This window comes from Pseudoalteromonas sp. NZS71_1, assembly GCF_015864305.1.
Classification (GTDB): Bacteria; Pseudomonadota; Gammaproteobacteria; order Enterobacterales; family Alteromonadaceae; genus Pseudoalteromonas; species Pseudoalteromonas arctica.
Map to the genome: position 1 here is coordinate 1 of NZ_JADYXM010000013.1, position 24341 is coordinate 24341.

General features: G+C 39.7%; 20 protein-coding genes and 1 pseudogene. 8 read left to right on the top strand and 13 right to left on the bottom strand.

Features of this window, described 5'->3' with window-relative positions; genetic code table 11:
- Positions 1-103: 103 nt before the first annotated feature.
- The 4 genes and pseudogenes from I6F43_RS16000 to I6F43_RS16015 all read right to left on the bottom strand — a co-directional run bounded on the left by I6F43_RS16000 (position 104) and on the right by I6F43_RS16015 (position 2253).
- Positions 104-313 (bottom strand): cold-shock protein, encoded by a 210-nt coding sequence (locus I6F43_RS16000; protein ID WP_010554515.1) that lies wholly within the window; start codon positions 311-313, stop codon positions 104-106.
- A gap of 186 nt (positions 314-499) precedes the next feature.
- A complete protein-coding gene (locus I6F43_RS16005) occupies positions 500-709 on the bottom strand; it encodes a cold-shock protein (RefSeq protein ID WP_006792548.1) in 210 nt (69 codons plus the stop codon).
- A gap of 425 nt (positions 710-1134) precedes the next feature.
- Positions 1135-1251: pseudogene (locus I6F43_RS16010) on the bottom strand (putative sulfate exporter family transporter); the annotation flags it as partial.
- Positions 1252-1503: 252 nt separating this feature from the next.
- Positions 1504-2253, bottom strand: coding sequence for a GntR family transcriptional regulator (locus tag I6F43_RS16015; RefSeq protein WP_197103141.1), 750 nt, complete (start codon positions 2251-2253; stop codon positions 1504-1506).
- A gap of 581 nt (positions 2254-2834) precedes the next feature.
- On the opposite strand from I6F43_RS16015, the gene I6F43_RS16020 reads away from it, so the two are divergent.
- From I6F43_RS16020 to I6F43_RS16035, 4 genes are all read left to right on the top strand, one after another.
- Positions 2835-4424 carry an alkaline phosphatase gene (locus I6F43_RS16020; protein WP_182738040.1) on the top strand — a complete coding sequence of 530 codons (1590 nt, stop codon included), beginning with the start codon at positions 2835-2837 and terminating at the stop codon, positions 4422-4424.
- An 11-nt stretch (positions 4425-4435) separates the two neighbouring features.
- On the top strand, positions 4436-6226 hold the full coding sequence (locus I6F43_RS16025) for an alkaline phosphatase (protein WP_197103143.1): 1791 nt from the start codon (positions 4436-4438) through the stop codon (positions 6224-6226).
- 139 nt (positions 6227-6365) lie between these two features.
- Complete coding sequence (locus tag I6F43_RS16030; RefSeq protein ID WP_197103145.1) at positions 6366-7079, top strand: hypothetical protein; 714 nt, start codon at positions 6366-6368, stop codon at positions 7077-7079.
- Positions 7080-7285: 206 nt separating this feature from the next.
- Positions 7286-8485 (top strand): AlbA family DNA-binding domain-containing protein, encoded by a 1200-nt coding sequence (locus I6F43_RS16035; RefSeq protein ID WP_197103147.1) that lies wholly within the window; start codon positions 7286-7288, stop codon positions 8483-8485.
- A gap of 250 nt (positions 8486-8735) precedes the next feature.
- On the opposite strand, the gene I6F43_RS16040 is transcribed toward I6F43_RS16035, so the two are convergent.
- Together I6F43_RS16040 and I6F43_RS16045 are read right to left on the bottom strand one after the other, a co-directional pair.
- The gene (locus I6F43_RS16040) at positions 8736-10625 is read right to left on the bottom strand and encodes a monovalent cation:proton antiporter-2 (CPA2) family protein (RefSeq protein ID WP_010554522.1); all 1890 of its coding nucleotides are present in this window, start codon (positions 10623-10625) and stop codon (positions 8736-8738) included.
- A gap of 121 nt (positions 10626-10746) precedes the next feature.
- On the bottom strand, positions 10747-11640 hold the full coding sequence (locus tag I6F43_RS16045; RefSeq protein WP_197103149.1) for a hypothetical protein: 894 nt from the start codon (positions 11638-11640) through the stop codon (positions 10747-10749).
- An 827-nt stretch (positions 11641-12467) separates the two neighbouring features.
- Here I6F43_RS16045 and I6F43_RS16050 point away from each other — a divergent pair.
- Positions 12468-13001: a hypothetical protein gene (locus I6F43_RS16050; RefSeq protein ID WP_197103151.1), complete on the top strand. Its 534-nt coding sequence runs from the start codon at positions 12468-12470 to the stop codon at positions 12999-13001.
- Between the two features lie 459 nt (positions 13002-13460).
- Here the strand turns inward: I6F43_RS16050 and I6F43_RS16055 are convergent, their stop codons facing one another.
- The 7 genes from I6F43_RS16055 to I6F43_RS16085 all read right to left on the bottom strand — a co-directional run bounded on the left by I6F43_RS16055 (position 13461) and on the right by I6F43_RS16085 (position 20834).
- On the bottom strand, positions 13461-15992 hold the full coding sequence (locus I6F43_RS16055; RefSeq protein ID WP_197103153.1) for a TonB-dependent receptor plug domain-containing protein: 2532 nt from the start codon (positions 15990-15992) through the stop codon (positions 13461-13463).
- Positions 15993-16260: 268 nt separating this feature from the next.
- Complete coding sequence (locus I6F43_RS16060; protein ID WP_165722675.1) at positions 16261-17106, bottom strand: DUF4198 domain-containing protein; 846 nt, start codon at positions 17104-17106, stop codon at positions 16261-16263.
- Positions 17107-17140: 34 nt separating this feature from the next.
- Positions 17141-17650 carry a DUF2271 domain-containing protein gene (locus I6F43_RS16065; protein WP_165722677.1) on the bottom strand — a complete coding sequence of 170 codons (510 nt, stop codon included), beginning with the start codon at positions 17648-17650 and terminating at the stop codon, positions 17141-17143.
- On the bottom strand, positions 17650-18282 hold the full coding sequence (locus I6F43_RS16070; RefSeq protein WP_197103155.1) for a PepSY-associated TM helix domain-containing protein: 633 nt from the start codon (positions 18280-18282) through the stop codon (positions 17650-17652). The genes I6F43_RS16065 and I6F43_RS16070 overlap by 1 nt, the downstream gene beginning before the upstream one ends.
- 124 nt (positions 18283-18406) lie before the next feature.
- Positions 18407-18802 carry a YbaN family protein gene (locus I6F43_RS16075; protein WP_007580453.1) on the bottom strand — a complete coding sequence of 132 codons (396 nt, stop codon included), beginning with the start codon at positions 18800-18802 and terminating at the stop codon, positions 18407-18409.
- A 127-nt stretch (positions 18803-18929) separates the two neighbouring features.
- Entirely contained in the window at positions 18930-20252 is a 1323-nt protein-coding gene (locus I6F43_RS16080; protein WP_197103157.1) for a carbohydrate porin, read from the bottom strand.
- A 99-nt stretch (positions 20253-20351) separates the two neighbouring features.
- On the bottom strand, positions 20352-20834 hold the full coding sequence (locus tag I6F43_RS16085) for a MarR family winged helix-turn-helix transcriptional regulator (protein WP_010554531.1): 483 nt from the start codon (positions 20832-20834) through the stop codon (positions 20352-20354).
- Between the two features lie 427 nt (positions 20835-21261).
- On the opposite strand from I6F43_RS16085, the gene I6F43_RS16090 reads away from it, so the two are divergent.
- The 3 genes from I6F43_RS16090 to I6F43_RS16100 are packed head-to-tail and all read left to right on the top strand — an operon-like array spanning position 21262 to position 24220.
- The gene (locus tag I6F43_RS16090; RefSeq protein WP_169061266.1) at positions 21262-22110 is read left to right on the top strand and encodes a D-hexose-6-phosphate mutarotase; all 849 of its coding nucleotides are present in this window, start codon (positions 21262-21264) and stop codon (positions 22108-22110) included.
- Positions 22111-22146: 36 nt separating this feature from the next.
- The gene (locus tag I6F43_RS16095; protein WP_121953468.1) at positions 22147-22680 is read left to right on the top strand and encodes a PH domain-containing protein; all 534 of its coding nucleotides are present in this window, start codon (positions 22147-22149) and stop codon (positions 22678-22680) included.
- Positions 22673-24220, top strand: coding sequence for a PH domain-containing protein (locus tag I6F43_RS16100; RefSeq protein ID WP_197103159.1), 1548 nt, complete (start codon positions 22673-22675; stop codon positions 24218-24220). Before I6F43_RS16095 ends, I6F43_RS16100 begins: the two co-directional genes overlap by 8 nt.
- Positions 24221-24341: the final 121 nt, after the last annotated feature.

Consider the following 24341-nt stretch of genomic DNA (forward strand, 5'->3'; position numbering starts at 1 on the left):
TAGGATTATTACTAAAACAACGGGGTACTAACAAATAAAACAAAACTTCTTTCAAACTAGTATTCAAAATGGGTTATTACTAACCCATTAAATTGTGTAGCAATTAGATGCTAACAATGTTCTCGGCTTGTGGACCTTTTTGACCTTGAGTAACAGTAAACTGTACACGTTGGCCTTCAGCTAGAGTTTTAAAACCGTCGCCAGAGATTGCGCTAAAATGTGCGAACACGTCTGCGCCAGATTCTTGCTCGATAAAACCAAAACCTTTTGCTTCGTTAAACCATTTTACTGAACCAGTAGTTGTAGTAGACATCATATGTATCCTAAAAAATTAATATAAGTGTGCCTGAAAAGAGGCGATTGCGCCGGAAAAAATAGTTAACTTGAGGATATCGCGTAGGATTATTACTAAAACAACGGGGTACTAACAAATAAAACAAAACTTCTTTCAAACTAGTATTCAAAATGGGTTATTGCTAACCCATTTTAACGAAAGCAATTAGATGCTAACGATGTTTTCAGCTTGTGGACCTTTTTGACCTTGAGTAACAGTAAACTGTACACGTTGGCCTTCAGCTAGAGTTTTGAAACCGTCGCCAGAGATTGCGCTGAAATGTGCGAAAACGTCAGGACCAGATTCTTGCTCGATAAAACCAAAACCTTTTGCTTCGTTGAAAAATTTAACTGTACCAGTTGTAGTATTAGACATAATAGTATCCTAAGAATTAATAAAAGTGCGCCTTAAATTAGGCAATTTAACAGGAAGAAAACATACATTTAACTGAGGATAACGCGAAGGATTATTACTAAAACAACGTGGTACTTACAAATAAATAGGGTTTTCTGTCAACCCGATGCCAAGCAGGATAACAGTAAATTGAGCTATATACCAAGCCCTATTGTAAATTTATTTTAGAGTAAGTGCTTTATTAGTTTGTTTGTTTTTTAACTAACCAGTCATGATTCAGGTGATCTTTTTTGCGACTGAATTTAAGTTAATTTTAATTTAATCAATGCTTTACGTTTGTATTGGCACGCGGTTCTAGAGTAGGTAAAATGCAAGTTTTAAGTGGTTAAAACATGACCTAATTACCTACTGATTTTTTTGATATATACCTTAAATAACTTGATTCATTAGCTCCAAATTACAAATCCAAGTATTAATAATGCAATCCAAAGTGTTTCAGCCACAATTAAAATAATGGGTTTCATATCTACTTCGGTAAGCTTTCCTAAATTAGTTTTCATACCGTTTGTACACAATATTCTTACTCTAAGCTTAATAAATAGAACCCTACTGGAAGGAGGGTACTTAATTATTTCAATAGGCATTTATCTCGAAGACGCGTTATGTAATATGTGAATCATGCTGCGTTTACAGCAAAGCGGCAGATTAGTGAATGGAAAGCCAGCAGAAAGCCATCAAGGTAAGGCTTGCTGTCTTTAAAAAATATTTAATGGTTACGCGCTAAGATTGCTAATTAGTAGTTTAAGTCCGTTTAACTAGTCGAGCTCAATTTGGTAATGATAGTGATCGCTACGGCATTTACTTAGGCGGTATTCAATACGTTTACCTTCGATTGATTCGGTAATACGCGATACTAACAGCAATGGATCGCCTGCATTTATAGCAAGCATTTTTGCATCATCTATTGTAGCAAGTACGGCTTTAATACTGTCCTGGGTTTTGTGCACCGTTTGGTTAAATTTACTCTGATAGTAATGATATAAAGTGTGCGGTATATCACTACTTTTATGTATATCAGGAAAGTAGCTTTGCGGTAGGTATATAGTTTCGCTCATGCAAAACTCGTTATCGAGAATACGCCTGCGAACTAGCTTAGTAACTTTGTCTTTTTTATTTAGCTGCAAAGCCTTTATAGCTTCAGCAGGCGCTACACAAAGCTCAACCGATAGCAGTTCCGCCTTTGGTGAGTTGTCACTTTCACCGTCGGCTTGTAACGGAAAAAACCTGAATAAGGCATCTTGCGAGGTATGCTCTGATACAAATGTACCAACGCCTTGGCGACGAGTTACTATTTTATTGTCGGTTAATAAATTAAGCGCTTTACGAACAGTACCTTGGCTTACGTTAAATTCTTCAGCAAGGCGAAATTCGCTAGGTAAAGCCTCGCCGGGCAACCAATGCCGTTTAACAATGAGTTGCTTTATACTATCAGCGACTTGTAAGTAGAGTGGTTGAAAATCCAAGCTTGGGCTACTTAATTTGTGATCAAACATAGAGTTACTCATTGTTATTTACCATTAAATTTAGTCCACTTGTAGTTATATCATAGGTGAAGCCTTTTACGCATATTTGCGTTTCTTGATTAAGCGTATGCTACCGCAGTAATTTTCTATTGAGGCAAACTGCATATTATGTTTAAAAATCGTCCTTATTCATTTTAATCTCAGGTGGAGTAAGCACATTACTTGATGGATTTTTTTTCAATGGGTTTGCCACTCGTTTTTCAGTGTTATAAATACAATTACTCGATTAAATTTACCCGTAGTACCGGTGATATCACTTACACTAAAGCTGAAATTGACGAATTTAACTCTCCGGCAAAGGTAGTAGTGGTTTCATGTACAGGCGCTCTGGGTTAGATATAGCATTTTCGCCAGATTTTAAATAACTCCCTCAATAATTTCCCTTAAAAGCGCAACGTTTAACACGTTGCGCTTTTTTTGTGACTTATTTTTGTAATAGTTTAGTCATCTTACTTTCATCAAAATTACCTTTATCAGTCACATCTGTTTTCTATAGTGCAGCGGTTGATCTTTTTTGTGTTTACACATTTCAAAAAATAACCACTAAACAATGGGAATTACGGATGAAAATTAAAAAAGTCGCTGCGGCAATCGCGCTAACATTTGCGTTTAGCGCAGTTAGCCATGCTGATGTACTACCGCAAAGCCAAAAAGACAGCAGCTGGTATAGCGCTGCGCAAACTAAACTAACAACAAAAACAGCACAAGCGCAGGCTACACAAGCCACTAAAGCTAAAAACGTCATTTTATTTGTGGGCGATGGTATGGGTATATCTACTCTTACTGCCGCGCGCATTTTGCAAGGGCAGCGTAATAACCAATCTGGCGAAGAAGGTTATTTAAGCTTTGAAGAGTTCCCATACTCTGCACAAGTTAAAACGTATAACGTAGATGCTCAAACGCCCGATTCAGCAGGCACGATGACGGCTATTATTTCGGGTGTAAAAACCGATGTGGGCGTTATTGGTGTAGATGAAGATATTGAACGCGGCGTGTGTTCAACAGTAGCAGGTAATGAGCTAATTACCGCGACCGAATTAGCTGAAATTAAAGGGCTATCTACCGGTATTATTTCTACAGCACGTATTACTCATGCAACTCCTGCTGCAACGTATGCTAAATCGGCTGACCGTAACTGGGAAGACGTATCAGATATGCCAGAAGATGCCGTAACGGGTGGCTGTGAAGACATTGCATCGCAACTGGTTAACTTTGAAAAAAACCTAGAAGCACGATTTGTAGGGACCGACGTAGACGGTCTTGATTTTGTAATGGGTGGCGGTCGTCGTCACTTTTTACCAAAAGATGAAACAGCTAACTCAACAGACGCAGTAAGCGCTATAGAAGGCGACCGTACTGACGAGCGCAACCTAGTAACTGAGTGGCAAACACAATACCCAGATGCTACGTACGTAATGGATCAAACAGGCTTTGATTCAATTGCAGATGACGCAACTAAAGTATTTGGTTTATTTAACGAATCCCACATGCAGTACGAAGCTGACCGCGCAAACGATGTAGCGGGCGAGCCTTCGCTTACCGATATGACTACTAAAGCAATTGAAGTGCTTGGTAAAAACGATAACGGATTTTTCTTAACGGTTGAGTCGGGTCGAATTGACCACGCGCATCATGCGGGTAATGCATACAACGCGCTTAACGACACCATTGAGTTTGCTAAAGCCGTGCAAGCAGCGGTAGATAACACCAATCCAGAAGAAACCCTTATTTTAGTAACCGCCGATCACAGCCATGTATTTACTATTGCAGGCTACCCTAAGCGTGGCAATCCAATTTTGGGTCAAGTAGTTGCAGTAGGCGAAACTACACCAAGCCTAGCTGCCGACGATATGCCTTACACCACCGTAGGTTACGCAAATGGTTTAGGTTTTAGAAACTTGGGCAGTGAGACTGATGCGGATGCAAGTTACACAAGTGCTGCTGTTGCAGGGCGTGTTGAGCTAAATGGCGTTGATACAACGACCCCAGGTTTTCACCAAGAAGCAACTGTACCAATGGGCTCAGAAACACACGCGGGTGAAGATATTTCACTGCATGCAAAAGGCCCAGGTGCTCAGCTAGCACAAGGCGTAATTGAACAAAACGTAGTGTTTCATCTAATTAATCAAGCTCTTGAACTAACTCAGCAATAATGGCGGCTAACATGAACAAATTAACAGTACTTTCTTTAGCAGTAATGGTCGCGCTAGCAGGTTGCTCGAGTGACGATAACAAAAATGAAAATAATATTATCGCAGTAGATAACGCTATTGCAGTGGGCTCTGAGCAGTGCATTAATGGCGGTGTAGAGACTCAAGTCGGCGCAGATACCAATAATAACGACGTGCTAGACAGCGACGAAGTTAACTCAACTAATTTAGTGTGTAATGCACCTGCAACGTCGCTCACAAACGAGCAGTTAGCCTCGCTTACTAGTAATGCATGGTTTAGTGAAGCACAAACAAAATTAGGTGCTGCACAAACAGCCAGTAGCAACATTGTTACTGAATCAGGCAAAGCTAAAAACGTTATTTTATTTGTGGGCGATGGTATGGGTATTTCTACCATAACCGCAGCACGTATTTTAGCGGGTCAGTTAGAAGGCGAAATGGGTGAAGAGCACCAGTTAAGCTTTGAAACTATGCCTTTTTCGGGCTTTGTAAAAACATACAACGTAGATGCGCAAACGCCAGATTCGGCAGGCACTATGACCGCAATGGCATCGGGTGTTAAAACCGACGCGGGCGTTTTAGGTATAGATGAAGCGGTTGAACGCGGTAATTGTGCATCAGGCAAAGGGCACGAACTTGTTACCTCGTTAGAGCTTGCTGAAATTGCAGGCAAAGCAACAGGGATTATTTCTACAGCGCGTATTACTCACGCAACACCAGCTGCAACGTATGCTAAATCGGCAGAGCGTAACTGGGAAGATATCTCCGATATGCCAGAAAGTGCCGCAACGTGTGAAGACATTGCATCGCAACTGGTTAACTTTGAAGCCAACCTAGAAGCACGCTTTAGTGGTGTTGATGTAGACGGTATTGACGTAGTAATGGGCGGCGGTCGTCGTCACTTTTTACCAAAAGATGCCGCGTTTAACTCAGCCGATGCAGTAAGTGCTGTTGAAGGGGATCGAACAGATAACCGCGACTTAACCGCAGAGTGGAAAACGCAATATCCAAATGGCACGTACGTAATGGATCAAACCGGTTTTGATGCAATAAGTGACGACGCCACTAAAGTGTTTGGCTTATTTAACGAATCCCACATGCAGTACGAAGCTGACCGCGCAAACGATGTAGCAGGCGAGCCTTCGCTTTCACAAATGACCGAAAAAGCAATAAACGTACTTGATAACAACGAGCAAGGTTTTTTCTTAACGGTTGAGTCGGGTCGAATTGACCACGCGCATCATGCGGGTAACGCTTATAACGCGTTAAACGACACTATTGAGCTTGCCAAAGCCGTTAAAGTGGCAATGGAAAACACCAACCCAGAAGAAACACTCATTGTTGTAACTGCCGATCACAGCCATGTATTTACCATTGCCGGTTACCCTAAACGCGGTAACCCAATTTTAGGTAAAGTGGTTGCAGTGGGCGCTACTGAGCCAAGTTTAGCTGCCGACGATATGCCTTATACAACGGTTGGCTACACCAATGGTGGTGGCTTTAGAAACCTAGGCAGCGAGACTGATGCCGATGCAGGTTACGCGTTTGCACCGGTTACAGGGCGTGTTGATTTAACAGATGTTGATACAACAACACCTGGTTTTCATCAAGAAGCACTGGTACCAATGGGCTCTGAAACACATGCCGGTGAAGACGTAGGCGTTTATGCAATGGGACCAGGTGCACACTTGGTAACAGGCACAAACGAGCAAAGCTTTTTGTTCCATGTAATGGACTTTGCCGCTGACTTTGTAAAAACAGCAGACGAAAAACTAGCGCAATAAATACCGGCTAGTTATAAATTTAGTTAAATACAGCTAAATAAAAAACCCCGCATACTGTGCGGGGTTTTTGTCATTAAACTGACATTTATAATCGTTATGTTATTGCCATAAACTTGAAATATAAATAAGAGATAGCTAAATGAAAAAAGCGTTATTAATAATTGCCACGCTTGTAAGTGCAAGTAGCTTTGCCTCGCAATGTGATATTGATGCCAAGCATTTAAAAGCGGATTATAAAATTACCAACAGCCATAAAGCGCAGCAAAGTAGCGAGTCACTTACCCTTTGGCGAAACAACCAGCAAGTAGCACATAAAAGTGAAGTAATAACCGAGCTTTGGCAGCACTTAGCCAATAATCAAATACGACCAATACGTTACTTTAACGCCCAGCAACGCGGTATTGAATACCAACCATCTGAGGTACGCGGCGTACAAAATTGGAGTGCTAAAAACCAGCTGGTGGATACACATTTAATCGAAAAAATGACCCTAGTTAACACCCAAGGCAGCGGCTGTGATGAAGTAAAAAACTATACACTGAGCGAAAATGGCAACGACTTTAACCTCGCCTTTTTTACGCATTCAAAATTAGTTAAAACATTTAGTATTAGTAATAAAAAAAGCCAAACAACTACATTGCTAAGCCTTAATAATGTAAACACTGATAAGCCATTAATTACCGCTCAATTTGCACAGTGGGATCGCTTTCAAACCACCGATTACGCCGACATTGGCGATAACGAAGGCGACCCATTTTTAGCTAAAATGATAAACCTTGGTTTTATAGAGCACAGCGCAACGGGGTTTTATAACCAGCAAGGCGAGGCTATTCAAGGCGGACATCACCACTAGGTTTTTAAATGTTGTAGTTCATAGTTTGTTTGCTTTTTTGAGGTTGAGTTTACACTTCAGCAGATAGACTTTATGGGCTACAAGCAAACATTCAAAAAGTGAGTTAATTTAAATCACAGTCACTAAAATAACCCGCCCTATTTATAGTTGGTAATAATTTACACTATTTGATATTAATAGCAGTTCACACAATAGGGACGTTTTTCGTGAAAATACGGAAATTCCCCCAAGCAAAGCTGTTATATGCAATTCGAGGTTACATGCACGAAATCGTTTCAAATTTAATTTCCAAGAAGTGCGAAGGACTATGGTGGGACTTTAAGCAAAAATTTCATGACGATCGTTATGATTTATTGCATGATATTATTTGTCTATCCAATGTTATTCATGATGGTGAGCGTTATATAATTTTTGGAATATCAGATGAGCTTGACGTGGTTGGGTTGAAGTCAGAGGAAACCTATACACAAGCAGATATATTAGACTTACTACGGAAACAGCCATTCGCTGAAAATAAAGCACCGAACATTAATTTAAAATTCATTAAATACCAAAACAAAGACATCGCAATCCTTACTATTGAAAACGAGCGTGTAAAACCATATTTTCTGACCAAAGAAATCAAATTACGAGGTAGGTTTCTTAGAGCTGGAACAGTATATTCTCGCGTTAAAGATACAAATACACCAAAAGACTCTTGTGCAAATCCACGTGATATCGAAGCAATGTGGAGAGAAAGGTTTGGCTTGGATTTATCTGCGTCGAAGCGTTTTAGTTTCATTTTAGAGGATACAGAAAACTGGAATTATAATGGTATTAATGGAGCGTTTTACACATTGGACCCAGATTTCACTATTGAGATAGGTGATACTGAATGTGAAGGTGGACAATATTGGTGGCAAAACTGCTTTTTTGAAAAGCCCATAAAGTATAACTACATGCTAAAATTTAAAAATACAATAATGCATGAAGTTCCAGTAGTTCATTTTCAAAATGAGAATTTATGTATCCCATTCCCAGATATTGAATTTGTTACTCATCCAGAAAAGCTCGATGGACTTAATGCAAGTTTTTATTGCGACCTATTTTATTTTCAAAAAGGTACTCTTCAATATTCACTGCTTTTGCACTTAAGGAAAATTGAGACTGACACTCCATCTTTTAGTACGCCAATAACAAGTCAAATAAAGCCGCCAATCATTGAATTGCCATTTTATATAGTTAATGGCGAGCAGGAATTAAAAGACTTAGAAATAAGTTTTCTTAATATATATAAAGAATTTGTCCAAAAACAAGACGAAATAGTTAAGGGTAGCGTGTATCAGGAGGGAGTAGATGACCGTTGGCAACTAGAAAGAGTTTTTGCTGAATGGGCGTTTGAAATGTTATCCAAAAGCAGATTATAAATCATTTAAATTCAACCTGGATAGTAATTTATATTTTGCGTTGCTATAAATTTTAACCCACTATTTTTTGCATAGTACGATGTTCAGTTTCTCTATGCTTGTTGTTCTATTATAGTGGCTCGGAGATATTGGTTTCTTCCCAGTAGGCAAAGTTAGTAAGGTTACCTGACAAATTATTTTAAGGAACACAGATGTTAGCTCTGTGTTCCTTTTTAGCTTCAACCTATTGAAGCCTTACTACGACCTGATGCTACTCCAAATGAGCATCATCAGGCTTTTTAGGTTTACTTGCTACTTCTGTTAAGCCGTCTTCGCAATCGCCGCTGTCGCAGGTATTTAAATCGCTTTGTGCTTGTTTATCTTGTTGCAGAACTTGTTTTAAATCTTCCATACGTTGGCGAACTGCTACGCCGTAGCTGGCGTCGTCTCCCCATAATGCAGCAAGTTGCAGTACTGCAGCGCGATCGTGGTCTCTAAACAGCTTACCTGCGCGCTCTGCATCTTGCTTAGTGTTACCTAATAGCTCGAGTGCCTCTACTGCAAGGTTAATGGCTGAGTCGACTGTTTCGCGGTTAAACGCATCTACTTTTAAATTAAGTAACTGATACGCATGGCGGCGATCGATTGCGCGAGCAACTATTTTAAGCTGCGGGTAGTTTTTATGCGCGAGCTTAATTATCTCAATGGTTTTATCGGGGTTATCAATTGCAATTACCAGCATTTGCGCGGTGTGCGCACCTGCGGCTTCAAGGAGTTCTTGGCGTGCGGCATCGCCATAAAATACGGTGTTGCCAAAACGGCGTAGTAATTCTATTTGGCTCGGGCTGTGATCAAGTACGGTAATTTCGTAGCCTTGCGCGTGCAGTAAACGTCCCATAATTTGACCAAAACGCCCGTAGCCCGCAATAATTACGTGCTTAGCGGTGCTAATTTGCTCTGGCTTATCAAACTCAGGCAGAGCACTGCTGCTGCGTTTTTGTATTTGCTCATAAACCATAAGTAGTAACGGCGCTATTAGCATTGATACCGCCACAACTAAGGTAACAAGGCTGGTTTGCTCGGGCGTTAAAATACTTAAGGTGGTGGTTACGCTTAACAGTACAAAGGCAAACTCACCCCCTTGGGCAAGGGCTAAGGCAAATAATAACTGCTGTTTACTGTTAATTTTAAAGGTAACGGCAAGGGCAAATAAAATGCAGGCTTTAACTACAATAAGTAAAACCACTAAGCCTATAACAGTACTAAACTCGTTAAATAGCAGTTCAAAGTTAATTGATGCGCCAACAGTTATAAAAAACAATCCTAAAAGTAAGCCTTTAAAGGGTTCTATATCGGCTTCTAATTCGTGTCTAAACTCACTCTCGGCAAGTACCACACCCGCTAAAAAAGTACCCAAAGCAGGCGATAAACCAATGCTTTGCATAACCAGCGCAATAGCGACCACTAAAAACAGTGCAAAAATAGTAAATATTTCACGCATGTGTGTTTGGGCAATGTATCTAAATAACGGCGCCGATACATATTTACCGCCGGCAATAATAGCGGCAATAACCGCAACCGATACACATACTTGTTGCCATACAGGCCAGCTTGCAATAATCGAGTCGCTGATTTCTTTTGTGCTAGTTTGCGGGGCAAATGCAAGCAGTGGCAATAGGGCTAAAATAGGGATAATTGCGATGTCTTGAAACAGCAATACCGAAAATGCGTTTTGTCCGGCTTCTTGCTTTAGCCAGCCTTTTTCTTCAAGGCTTTGCAGTACAATAGCGGTAGAGGAGAGCGCCAGCATTAAACCAATGGCGAGTGCGGTTTGCCAATGCATGGCAAAAAACCAATAACAAAATGCAAAAATAGCCGCTGCCGATAGCACAACCTGTAAGCCACCAAGCCCTAAAATAGAGTGGCGTAATGTCCATAAACGCGAAGGTTGTAGCTCAAGGCCCACTAAAAACAGCATCATTACTACGCCAAATTCAGCGAAGTGCATTACATCGGTTTGATCGCCCACAACACCCAGCGCATAAGGGCCAATGAGTATTCCGGCAATTAAATAACCTAACACAGAGCCAAGTCCGACTCGTTTTGCAATAGGGACAGCTACAATGGCTGCTGCTAAGTAAATTAAAGCAATTTCTAACACGCGTTTATCCTAAGTCATTCTATTTATGCTCAAGGTATTTGAGCATAAATAGAATGACTTAGGTTCTTATAAAATACAATAATTCATGTGGCTGAAAATACGTTATTTTTAGCTCATACTGTTAGTCAGCTACTTTTACTGAACCGCTAATATTATCGATACTTACTTCGCCCGAGCCCGACTCAGTAATAGTCAGCCCTTTTGCATGGTTAACGCGAATATCACCCGAACCGTCTTCAATTGTTACGCTTGAACCAATATGCTCAATGACCATGTCGCCAGAGTTATCATCCACATTAACAGCACCGCTAATATGGCTTATCACTAAATCACCCGATCCATCTTCAACGTTTAGCGAACCACTTATGTTGCTCACGTGCATTTCGCCAGAACCATCGTCAATAGTTGCATTGCTGCTTACGTTGTTAATGTGAATACTGCCAGAGCCGTCGGTTAATTCTAAATTACCTGCGATGTTTTCAAGGTTTACTTCACCTGAGCCATCGTCAACAGTTAGGTTTTTAGCACCGCTTATAGTTAAATCTCCTGAGCTGTCTTTTACATCAATATTGCTTTGCATAGCATTTATTAAAATGTCGCCAGAGCCATCATCAATATCTAAATTTAGATTACTTGGCACAGTAACCACTAAATCAATATGTGGAGACTGACCATTGTAAAAGCTAATACCATTACGGCTTTTATTTTGGGCAACAAGTTTTGCCTGTTTACCGTTTTGCTCGAGCGTTAGCTCGTATTCGTCTTCAATATCGGCTGTGTAAATGGTGGCGTTAACACTAATGCTGGTGGCTGTTTTTGAGCCTTTTATTTCAAGGCTACCTGCACCGCTTAACAAATTTAAATACTCAAGATTTTTGCTCGGTAATGACAGTTGCTTGGTTTGTTTTACAGAGGCCACGCTTGGCGATATATGAAATACACAGCCACTTAATAATAAAATGCCGCCAATAAGCGAAAGTGGTTTTGTAATGTTAGATACAGTTGATGAGCTCATGTTTAGTCCTTTGGTATTTATTGTTTGTATTTATATAAACAATATAGAGCAAAAATGAGACCAATTATAAGTTGTTATTTTTATTAATGTAGGGTGTGTTTATGAAAAGCAGATTTACTAATAAGTGGCTAAATACACTAAGAAGTAATTAAAAAAAGATGCGCATGGCATCAATGAGAGTAGGCTTGAGTTGCTTGTGCAAGTGAACCAGCAAGCTGTTACAATTGATTTTTTAACCAGAAAAGGCAGGTGTTGAATTTGATAAATCCATTATAAGTAAACTCTGTCAGCTGCTTACCCTGAGTATGGAATTTTGAATGCCCTCCAATTCAAATTGCAACATTAGTAGTATTTCTTTAATCCTGTTTGCATTAGCTGGAGGGTTTTATGCACTAATTAGGCGTAACTAGTAAAACCAATGCTGCTTTATTGCTGCTCGCTATGGTTAATAGCAACTATATAATTCTGCCCAGCCTTTTAGCTTCTATATTTGCGTGTGCTCTAAACAAAAACACATCTAAAAATAATTCTTCTGACACGCTGCAATGCTAAAGTTGTATGCTATATTTAATATGTAGCAATAAAGTGCTTCAGGTGATCATTTTCTTCTACAATATTTTTTTTGCTAAAAAGTAATGGATTATTTTTATGGCTAAAGCCAAGAAAACCTCTGCTCGTTTCATAAAATCCATTCTGTAGCGTAATTTTTAATATTTGATAAATTCAACTATACATCTGCTGAAGCACTCTTTGCGCTTTTTAGTGGTATAGCAACAATTTTTTCAGATTAGTTTGTTCTTAAGTTATTAATAAATAAGGTTTTTAAAATGATACAACAACTTAAAGGTAAGCTCACCGACATAACTGAAAGTCATAGGCAAGTAACGGATAAAACTACTTTAAATGTCTATGATTACTTGGAAATTGACGGTGTTAAATATGGCAACATGCAAGTGCCCGACGTTATAAATAGGCATCTTGTGCATGGAATTGGTGAAGAGTTTACGTTTGATTACATAGAATTAAAAGAGCGCTCAACATTAAAAAGAACCATCTTAGGTATCACCACTGAAGCGGGAAAATTTGACCATATTTCTGACGTAGAGATCAAACCTGCGTTAACGGCCATGAAGGTAGTGTTTACTATGCAGCTAATATCTTTTTCATTACTTTGGATAATCGTTGGAGGGGTAGGTTCACTTATTACGTACTTTATGACTAAAAGCGAGGATGCCGGTTACCTTCTTTTTATCGGTGGGTTTATAGGCATAACTACTCTGGCAATCAGATCTAACAATAAGAGATTAGCTCCGTTGCACAAGGTGCTTGAGTATGTCAAAGAGCGAAAACAAATAATTTAGCTTCAGAAACGCACAAAAATACAGCCCTGAAAAGGGCTTTTAAATCTCTTCTTCTTGCCTTTATAAAGTCTCTTGTTCGATGTTAATATAAGCTCACTTTCGTATAAGTCATAGTGAAACAGTGCCTAACGCAATGTAAGGTTATGAATTTAAATTATTTTCAATTTATTGTTAAATGTAATTGCTGGGTTTGCCCTTGTGCACCATTGAAATTTAATAGTGCAAAAAAACACCTTGCGGCATGGTTTTTAACCCTTTCTAGGTTTATAGCCTGAATATCGGTATGTGAGATAATTTAAAAATAGATAGTTCAGATGGAGTAGAGCATGCTAGTTTTTTTAATATCTTCAATTTATTTAATAGGCCACTTTTGTTGTGATTCAATAAAGCCGCTCACCTTAAGTGAACGGCATTAATGCGCATGGCATCCTTTTTAAGTGTTTGCTTTTAGGTTAATTATTAAAAGCTGTAAGTAATGTTACCGTATAAAAAGCGTCCGTCTAATCCGTAAGGCGCATACGGTGTGTACGGGAATATTTGGCCAAAGTCAGAGTAACCAATGTTATCCACGGTGGCTTGTGGGTACTGATCGAACAAGTTGTTTGCACCAACGGCAAATTTCCAATATTCGTCTGGACGGTATGCCACTTCTAGGTCGGTGATCCATTTAGGGTCTAGGTATTCATCGCGATCAGCTGTAGTTGATATATCAGCGACTTCACCATAACGTGTGGCACGAAGCGTTGTTTGCCATTCGTTAAAGTTCCACACTGCTGATAGGTTCCATTTGCTATCTGGCGTGCCTTCTTCAAAGCGACCTACTTCACGACGTGCAAACACTACGTAGTCGTCACCTAGTGAGTTAAGCTGCGCTGGGTTGTCGTTTACGTGTGTTACTTCGGTATCGTTAAAGTTAGCTGCTACGTTTAGGCGTAAATCACCTAAGTTGTCTAAATCTAGGTTATAAGTGGCAACTATATCTACACCTTGCGTGCGTGAGTCGATAGCGTTGGTAAAGTAACGTACGCTTTCGGTATTTAGCTCACCGGCATTTTGTAGTATTTCAACAACTGCATCGCCTTCTAAGTTTTCAGACAATACAATACGGTCATCAATATCAATACGGTACGCATCAACAGTTAAGCTAAAGCTGCCTTGAGTGTAAATAAAGCCCGCAGTAACGTTTACTGACTCTTCAGCATCTAACGGCTGTGCACCTAGCGCTTGCGCTGCTGCAGAATCGGTTGGGAATAGACCAACTTCAAATGGTTGGTTGTTTTCAAGTACGGTTGATATTTGGCGGTACGAGCTTTGCGCTAAAGATGGCGCACGGAAACCTGTGCTAATTGCACCGCGCAGCGATAGGTTTTCAGTAATGCTGTAACGCGAAGCAAGCTTAGAAGTAAATGTGTCACCAAAGTCGCTGTAATCTTCATAACGACCTGCTAAAACTACATTCCATTTTTCTGTTAAGTAAGTATCAAACTCAACAAATAAAGCGATGTTATGACGGCTTTCGTCAGTCGCACTTTCTGGTCCAAAACCAGCAAGTACTTGCGCGCCACCGGCTGCAATTGGGTTACCATCGCTATCAAGTGCGGTGATGTAAGACGCTTCTTCGCCTTCTTCTATTTTGTAGCTTTCGTGGCGGTATTCAGTACCTACGGTAAAAAATACGTCATCAGGTAAGCCTAAATCGAGAGTGGTATTGGCTGTTGCGTTTACTAAAAACTGATCGTAAACCAATGCACCGTTGTCAAATTCGGTTGGGCTGTCGGCACCTAGTGATGTATTAATGCTATTTACAACACCGAAACCAAAGTCGTTGCGGCCGTAGTTGGTACTTACATCCCATGTCCAGTCGTTAGTTTCGCCTTGTAAGCCCAATGCAAATGAGTAGTCTTGTACGTCTGTTTCAATTTGCGGCAAAAAGCCATCTGGGTACACTTCTAAAACGTTACGGCTGTCTTTTGCTCGGCGGTAAAAACCACCTGAATTACCTTCACGCTTTGAGTAGCTACCAAATGAATAAAGGTTTAAGCCGTTATCTAAATCGTAACCCATGTTGTAAAACAACGCGTAATCTTCAAGGTCGGCTTTACCAAAACGGTGATTGTAACGATCGATAGTAAATTCGCGTGGGTCTAGGCTGCCATCATCAAGACGGCTGTATTGTTCGCGTGGGTCAAAGCCTGAGCGTTGCGTTGAGTCGTTATCGCGGTATTCAATTGATACGTTTACAAAGCCGTTATCAGATAACGCAAAACCAGAGTTTGCGCTAACAGTGCGTGTTGCACCGTCGTTTACTTCTCTGTCACCACCGGTATTAAACGCTAAGTCGCCGTTTGCATCTGCATAGGTGCTGTCTAGCTGAGATACACCAGCCATTTGAGTATCGTATTTACCGTACGTTACGCTTACGCTACCGCCTTCTGAGGCATCTTTAAGTACAATGTTAATTACCCCAGCAATTGCATCAGAACCGTACTGTGCGGCTGCGCCGTCACGTAGTACTTCAACACGCTTAATTGCAGAGGTTGGGATCATGTTCAAATCAACAGCTGTAGAGCCTCGGCCAACAACGCCCGCTAAGTTTAATAGCGCACCAGCGTGGCGGCGTTTACCGTTTATAAGTACTAATGTGTGATCGGGTGCTAATCCACGTAAAACAGCTGGTTTTGCATGGTCAGTACCATCACCCATAGTGGCACTTGGGTAGTTAAAGCTAGGTACTTGGTTTGCTAGTATTTGGCTTATTTCTAGCTGACCCGTACTTTGCATATCACCGCTGGTAATAATGTCTACGGGTACCGTACTTTCGGCAATACTGCGTAAGCTTCTGCGAGTACCGGTAACCGAAATTACTTCGATATTCTTTTCTGCTTGATTATCTTGCTCTGCGGCAACGGCCATAGAGTAAGGAGTGCTAAGTGCAGTGGTAACGGCCAAGCTAAGTGCTAGTTTATTTGCAGATAAACGCTTAAAAGTCATTAATTGTTCCCCAAGAGCTGCTAGTCGAAAAGGAGCGCATCATATAGAAGCGACTACCCTAGTGCAAAGATAAAAACTATCTAAGATATTCTAAGTTGTTAACACGTGAAGCCACTATTTACGCGCGATATAGGCGTTTGGATCGTTGTAGTTGCAATCTTGTGTCGAATGGTTGCGAATTCAAGGGAATTTTAGATAAAAGTTAGTAAGACGTAAAAAGGCCAAGCAAATGCTTGGCCTTTCAATTTTTTAAATTTAGTGATTTAAATTATTCAGGGGCAACTTCAAGCGTTGTAAATAATGCATAACGTCCTGCATCTACGCCTTCTTCATTTACGGTAACCTTGTTAGAGGTTTCGATTAGGTATAGGCCTGGTTCTTTCCATGTAATTGTAAACATACCGTCTTTATCGGTCGTTACTTTTACTTCGCCACGATCGTTACGGTAGCGTGTGTCGCCTTTTAAAATACTTACTTCAATGCCTTCACCAGCAGATTTACCATCTTGTAGTAATTGAAAACGTGCTTGCTCACCTACAAATAAATCGTTTGGATGCGTTGGGCCACTAAGCTCTAAGCCTAAACCTAACTGTGCAGGCTTTGAGGTGCCATTTCGGCTTACAAATGTATCTACTGTTGAAACAACCTTCGTTGTAGTTACATCTTTTGCATTGCTAGGTAACTCGGCTTCTGTTTTTTTACCAAATACGCGCTTGCGCTTACCTTCTTCGTTTTTATAGAAGGTCATGTACATTGGCTTTTGGGTCATTGCAATGTGGTAAGTGCCTTGCTCTGTTAAGCTTACCGCAGCTGAGCTTTTACGTTTTAAGTAATAAGCACGGATGGTGTCGCTTACTGGCTCACCATTAGGCGCAAGTGCCATTAATAATGTGTCGTCGTACTCGGCGCCTTTTTCTTTAGGTTTAAAGGCTTTGTCTGGTGCAAAAATTTCGTTTGAAATACTTGCGTCAATCATTACGTAATGCGCTTTATCGCCTGATAAAGATGTATGCGAAGGTAGTAACCAACGTCCGTGTGCACTTGCCGAAGTTGACACTAAAGCAGATAAGCTCAATGCGCCGATTAATGCAGTTTTTAATAAATTAATTTTCATTGTATTTCCTTAAATTCAAATAATTAAGTAGCAGTTACTTAGTGCTTACAGTGACGAAACTTTGTGAAAACTCGTTTTTACCATCAATTGTCAGCTTGCCTGATTTGGTTAAATCGAGCTCAACGCGGGTGTAATCTCTGCCGCCTTCTTCGCGTACAACTTCAATATTTAGTAAGTATTTACCTGGTTTTACTGGGTTACCGTCTAAATCGTTACCTTGCCAATTTATAGTGTAAGTACCCGCGCGTTTTGTTGCGCCGCTAATGCCGTCAAAGTTGGCATCGCTTTTACCGGCTTTACGCCACCATTGGCGTAAGTCTTTAAACCATTCTGCTTTTTGTACCCAAAGTGCAAGCGTTGTAACGTGTTTGCGCTCTGGTGTTTCAAGCCAAACTGCAACGTATGGACGGTGATACGGTTGTACTTCTAAGTCGGGAAGCGTTAATTCAACCTCTAGCTGTGGTGTTTGCGCATGCGCCGTTGTTTGAAAAAACGCAGCTACGAGCAGTAATGCGGCGCTTATAAATAATTTAAATTTAACCATTAAGACACTCCTTTTATTTGTGGAACCCAACATAAATAAATAACCATTGGAGTTGCGACTCCTAGTAAGGTTATCCATATTCCTGCTAAGCGTTTTTTTCTATTTTGAAACAAAATAATCATGCCGGTGATGGCAAATAAAATCATTAGTACGGCAGATATATCAATCACCCAACTCCATACTTCACCACTGTGGCGGCCTTTATGTAAGTCGCCAATAAGGCTTAAAAAGCCTCCTGTTTGGTAATCTAGGTTTAACTCGCCGGTTGTAAAGTCGAGCTCTGCGTAGGCAAATCCTGCAGGCAGTGGGTAGTCGAGCATTACTAGCGCGTCTTCTTTTTCCCACTCAATGCTTTTTACTTTTGTAAGTGCATATTGCTCAGCTAAGTAAGCTTCTATTTCTGGGTAAAGCGTTGGCAGCGTATTTAGCTGTTCATTTGCTTTAGTAACTAGCTCTACTGGAATTGTTGCAGTTACTTGACCGTTATTTTTATCATTTTTAAGCCAATCAACGTGATTAAGCACAATGCCGCTAACGCAAAATAAAATAAGCAAAAAAAACAAAGCTGTAGAAATATAAATATGTAGAGCTCGGCTTGTACTATACAAAGCCCGCTTATTAATAAACGACATAAAAACAGTAAATAAATTAAATTTACAACATGATAATGATTTGCATTAGCTATTACAAATTTACTTACTTATCTTTACATAAAAACTTTAAAACAAAGGTGGTATGCAGGTAAAAAATGAATATTTAATGCTTAGGAGGGCTGGAGGGTCTTAAAATAAGGTAAATCATTACCGATACTTCTATTACTGCAACGAGATAAATAACCCAAATAGGGGCGGCTGAGTACAGTAAAAATATAAATCCAATTAACATGCCAATGGCGGCGTAGCATTTGGCTTTAACAGGCACTACTTTATGAGCTTGCCACTGCTGCAGAGTTACACCGTAACGAGGGTGGTTTAACAGCCATTGTTCAAGCGCGGGTGATGAGCGAGTAAAGCAGGTGAGCGCTAAAATAAAAAATATAGTGGTAGGCATGACCGGTAACACAATGCCAATAATACCCAAGGCTACAAGTATTAAGCCAAGCGCTTTAAACCATAAGTTTTTATAACAAATAAACACTGCTTTTATATTCACTTAGGCTCTTTTTAGGCGTGTTATGGTATCTCTAATTGTAGGCTAAATAGCTATTAATTCGAAGCTTAAAATCAATAAAAAAGGGCAAACTAAGTTTGCCCTTTTAAAAATAAATGCGGTTAACAGTTTAGAAGTAGTAACCAATATTTATGTTGAAGCGACGTTCTGTATCGCCATCACCAATAATTGTTCCGCCAATAAATGGCTGGTTACGTGCTTGAATAAAGTCGAAGTAACTAAAGAAACCACCTGCAGCAACACTCATACCTGTTACGTTCATCCATGTATCTGCGCTGTCGTCAGACTTGTCATAAATAATGCCGTAATCGTTGTAAAATTGAATGTCGGTAACTGGGCCCCAATCAAGCGAGTAATTATAAGCAACGTTAAAGTTAGTCATAGTTGCTTCGCTAGATACGGTATCGTAATAATTATATGCGCCAACAACAAAGCGGTCGTTACTGTCGTCTAGGTCGTAGTCGTATTCACCGTGTTGAAATTGGATATTCCAGTTGTTAATTGTGCTATCAACATGAAGTGCCCATGCACCGTAGTTACCTGCACGGTCGTTACCGTCATGTAAGCCACCACTTAATAGTGATACACCCACATCGGTAGTTACGTTTTTGCTGTGCTCAATTTGATAAGTTGCACGCCCTGCAAAGGTATTGTATTCACCTATGCGAGAGCCTGGAGCATCGTATGTACCTTCCTCTGCTGAACGACTACCAATAATGTCGTAAGAGTAACGATGGTTAATATCTGTTGAACTTTCTACTCCGCCACGTTCGTCATTTTTGAAAAAGCCTAGATCTAGTTTCCAGTTATCTTTAAGTTTACGTTTTACTACTACACCTAAATCATAGTCGTCTTCTAGGCCTACGTAATAGTTAGTACTGAAAAAGTAGCTGTGTGAGTTGTAAGGGCCATTACCAAAAGGCACGGGTGCAATACCTGCTTGTCCTTCCCAGCCATCTGCAAACTCATAACCTAAGTAAGCATATTTAACAACGGTCATATAATCGTAAAAACGTACTTCACCGTTAAGTGAAATATCGTTAATTTCACCAGATACATTTATACGGAAAATATCAAAATCAAAATCGCCACCGCGATCTTGGGTATCTTCATCGTATGTGTTGGTGCTGTAATTAAAGCGTATTGCTCCACCAACTTTAATGCCTTCATCTTTTTTCTCAGGTTCAGCTGCGGCAACTTCAACTACTTTTTGATCAGATTTTTTACTGATGTTTGCAACTTGTTGTTCGTGCTGCTTATTAATTTGCTGTTGTTTTGTTTTTTCATCAGCTAACTTATTTTCAAGCAATTGCATTTGTTGCTTTAGCTGTTTAAGTTGGCTTTGTAGTGTGTCTAGATCATCAGACGCATAAGAAGTGCTTGTAACACCACCTAGGACTAGTGCTAGTGTTAATTTTGAGAGTTTAGTCATAATAGCCGCTCTGCTTGTGATTAAAAAATAAAAAATTCAAGACGTCAGAAAACGCCTTACGTTTAGAGTAAGTACAAAACTATGTGTTTTTTTTATTGTTTATTCTTTAGGAGCTTGAGTAAGTGCACCAACTTCTAGAAGGGGCGATGCATCTAATTTATCTGCATCCATCATCGCGGCTACACGCTGCATTGATGAGAGTAAAAGGCTCTGTTCCCACTCAGCAAGCGCAGAAAACTTTTCAATAAAGTGTTCTTGCAATGGCTGAGGTGCTTTATCAAGTAACTCTTTTCCTTTCTCGGTGAGGTATAAGCTCACTCTGCGTTTATCCATTTGACTGCGTACGCGTGTTACTAAGTTTCTGCTTTCTATTCTGTCGAGAATATTGGTAACCGTTGCTGGGCTTAAATTTACGTTTTGAGCAATACGGCTCGCCGTTATTCCATCGGTTTTTTTAACTTCTTGCATTATAAGCAATTGTGGGCCAGTTAAACCCGAAGTTTTATTTAGCTGCTTAGAATGTAAGTCAATCGCGCGGATCACTTTACGTAAAGAAACCAATAACTCGTCATATTTTTGCATTTGCTTATCTCATCGATGGGGCGGTAGTTTGCCGTAATCGCGAAATGTTACACATCAAATAAATTGAATTCAAACAATATATTGCACATTAGGCCGCTTTTGTTGGTTTTTAATAGTTAGAGCAGTAACTAATGTAAAATTATATTGTTTAAATTATAGTAAATTTTCTTAGCATCTTGTGTGCATTAAGTTGCGCACAGTACGTATGTTGTGAATAATTGGCAAGTCTTATTGTATAGACTTTAGTATTATTCATTTACAGCTGTTAGTACAAAGTAATTGTTTGTGAGTTTACTGTATATGTATTAATCGGCAATGAACAAATTCAGCAATCAATATTTAATATCAATAGCGTATACTTTAAGCATGCATTATTGTTTCTGCACAAATATTAAAAATCTTTAGTATCAGTATTATAGGGGAAGGTATGAAATTATCGCCATCAGTTAGCATTGAGCAAAGCGAATCCGGTCTTGAGTTTATTAAAATAGCTAGCTCAAAGTGCGACGCAAAAATATTTTTGCAAGGTGGGCAAATTACCGAGTTTATCCCTAAAAATAACAAGCCACTTATTTGGGTTTCACAAGACGAAACCTATCAAGAAGGAGCAAGTATTCGAGGTGGTATTCCTATTTGTTGGCCGTGGTTTGGTACACACGCTAATGATGGCTGGCCTGCCCATGGTTTTGCGCGCACAAGCGTTTGGCAAGCTGATGAAGTACACGAATCTGATGAGCAAATTACAGTTAGTTTAAAGCTACCCATGAAGCTTGTTAATACGACGTATTGGCCACATCAGTCAGCATTAAAAGTTGAGTTTGTGTTAAGCGACAAATTACAGGTTCGCTTAACGACCGCTAACTTAGGGAGTGCGCCATTTAGCTTTACTCAAGCGCTACATACCTATTTTCCTACATCAGACATTACAAATACCCATGTAGATGGTTTGCAAGGCGCGCAATATATTGAGTTTAGTGAAGGGCCATTTGTACAAAATGATGTTGTAAGCTTTAATCGCGAAACCGATATGGTTTATACACAAGCAAGTACAGTGCAAACCATTAATACGCCAGAAGGTGTTATTAATGTGAGCCGCGAAAACTCAAGTTCGTGTGTACTGTGGAACCCATGGATAGAAAAATCAAAACGCTTATCTAACTTTGCTGATGATGAATATAAAACAATGCTCTGCTTAGAGGCTGCTAATGTACTGACAGATAAAGTAACGCTTGAGCCAAAACAAAGCCACACCTTAATAACCACCATTAGTTGGTAAGCTAGTCATAATTAAAAGCAGGAATAGGGACAAATAGTGTTTAACAATCAACAAATAATGGATTTACCAAAGCATAGTGATATTAGCTTTAAGCCATTGGCTGATAAAGCCTTATTACATACACAGCTTAGCTCGCTTCTGTTTTATATACCGCTAATTGGAGCGCTTATTGCTGTTTGTTATTTTAATGAAGCCTTTGCTAATAATGCACAAACGTATTTGCTAATTGGTATGCCAATTTTGGTGGCCGTATCTATGGCGTACAACATAATAAGTGTGAGGTTGCGAGGTTTTGCAGTGCGAAATCATGACATTGCTTTTAAAAAAGGCGTTATTTGGCAACAAGTGACGGTATTACCTTTAGCGCGTGTACAGCATATGGAAATACATCAAGGGCCAATAGAGCGAAAGCTTAGCCTTGCGAGTATTAAATTATTTAGCGCTGGCGGTGTAAGTGCCGATTTACAAATTAGTGGGCTAACCCATGATGATTGTAAAAATATGCGCCAATTTGTACAAAACTATCGCCAAGACGACGCAACTACTCAGGCAACTTTAGTCGATGAGTAATGCAACTATCGAAGATAAAGCGAGCCCTATTTACTGGCAAAAAGTATCGCCCTGGGCGCTTTTATACTTTGTTGTGCACTTTAGTGTGCGCTTTGTAAAAGATGGCCTTTTAAACTTACTGCCTATGCTTGTCGTGTTTGTTACTCAAGTAGAAAATAAGTTGTTTTGGGCACAGGTTGCAGGTGGGATTGCGCTAATTTCGTTGCTTATTTACTCATTTTTATATTATTTAAATTTTAAGTTTTGTATTAGTAGCGACAACGAAATATTGCTTAACAAAGGTGTATTTAAAAAAGAGCGACTTACGCTTAAATTTGGCCGTGTGCAAAACGTTAATATTGCCGAGCCATTTTACTTTACCCCCGTAAACTTAGTTAATTGTATTTTTGATGCTGCTGGCAGTGTGTCGCAAGAAGTTGTTTTACCTGGCGTCACTAAAGATTACGCACAGCAAATGCGTAAACAAATATTTGATTTTAAAGCGCAGCAACAGCAAGAAATACAAAATACTGAACAAAGCGAAATAGACATTATCGAAAACAGCCTAAGCATTAGCAATAAAGAAATAGCTAAATTTGGTTTAATGTCGAATATGGCTATTTTAGCAATCGCTGCTTTTGCCCCTTTTATAAACTTGATTATCGATTTTTTAGAGAAGCAAATTATTGCGAAAGTAGAAGGCTTTTATCAACAAGAGCTTGGTATGCTGGCAAGTGCTGCTACCTTTGCGATGATCACCTTAATTGTTTTGCTAGTTTTGGTAGCGGTGATGCTATCGGTGACTATGTCGCTTATTCGTTTTTATAACTTTGAGCTTTATTTTAAAGGTCAAAAGTTTAAACGTATTGCTGGCTTGTTAGAGCGCCATCAGCTTTCAATGAGCATGGATAAAGTGCAATCTATTGTTATTAAGCAAAACCTAATGGGGCGATTGCTAAAGCGATTTACCGTTGAGTGCTTGCAAGCAAGTAGCGGCGGAATAGCAGCCGGTGTTGCGGCTAAAAAAAATAAACAAACCTTAGTATTACCTGTATTAAATAGCGAACAAGTTGATAGTGTATGCCAATGGATTTACCCGTGGTTTAATAGTAAAAAACTCGCTTTTAAGCGCGCAGAGCGAGCGCTTTTGTATAAAAATTTAGGCTTTTATTCACTGTTACCCAGTGCATTAGTGTTTGGCTTTTGTTTTATTGCTGATATTAATACTTTGATAAGCCTTGGTGTTTTGGTGGTGTTTTCTGGCTTGGTAACTTTATCGTATCAGCGTTATGGTTATTACATGCATGAGGATAATGGTCGATTTTACATGGTTGTACGCAAAGGTATGATTGGTGTGCATTACCGTGTGTTTGAGCTTTATAAAGCGCAAAGTGCGCGCAGTATAAGTACGTACTTAATGAGAAGATCAGGCTTAAAAAGCCTGTATATACAACTTGCTTCAGGCTTTGCATTTATGCCCTACATAAAGCAGCAAGATGCTGACTTTATTATCAATTTTACAATTAAGCAGATTGAGTCAGATACTCGCAGCTGGATGTAAACTCCCCTAATAAAACATGTGTAAATACACATTTGCACATGCTTTATTACACTTTCTTACTGCCCATGAAAGACATTTAATAATACCCTAGATGGTATTAAGGAATTCTTTTAGGGACGCT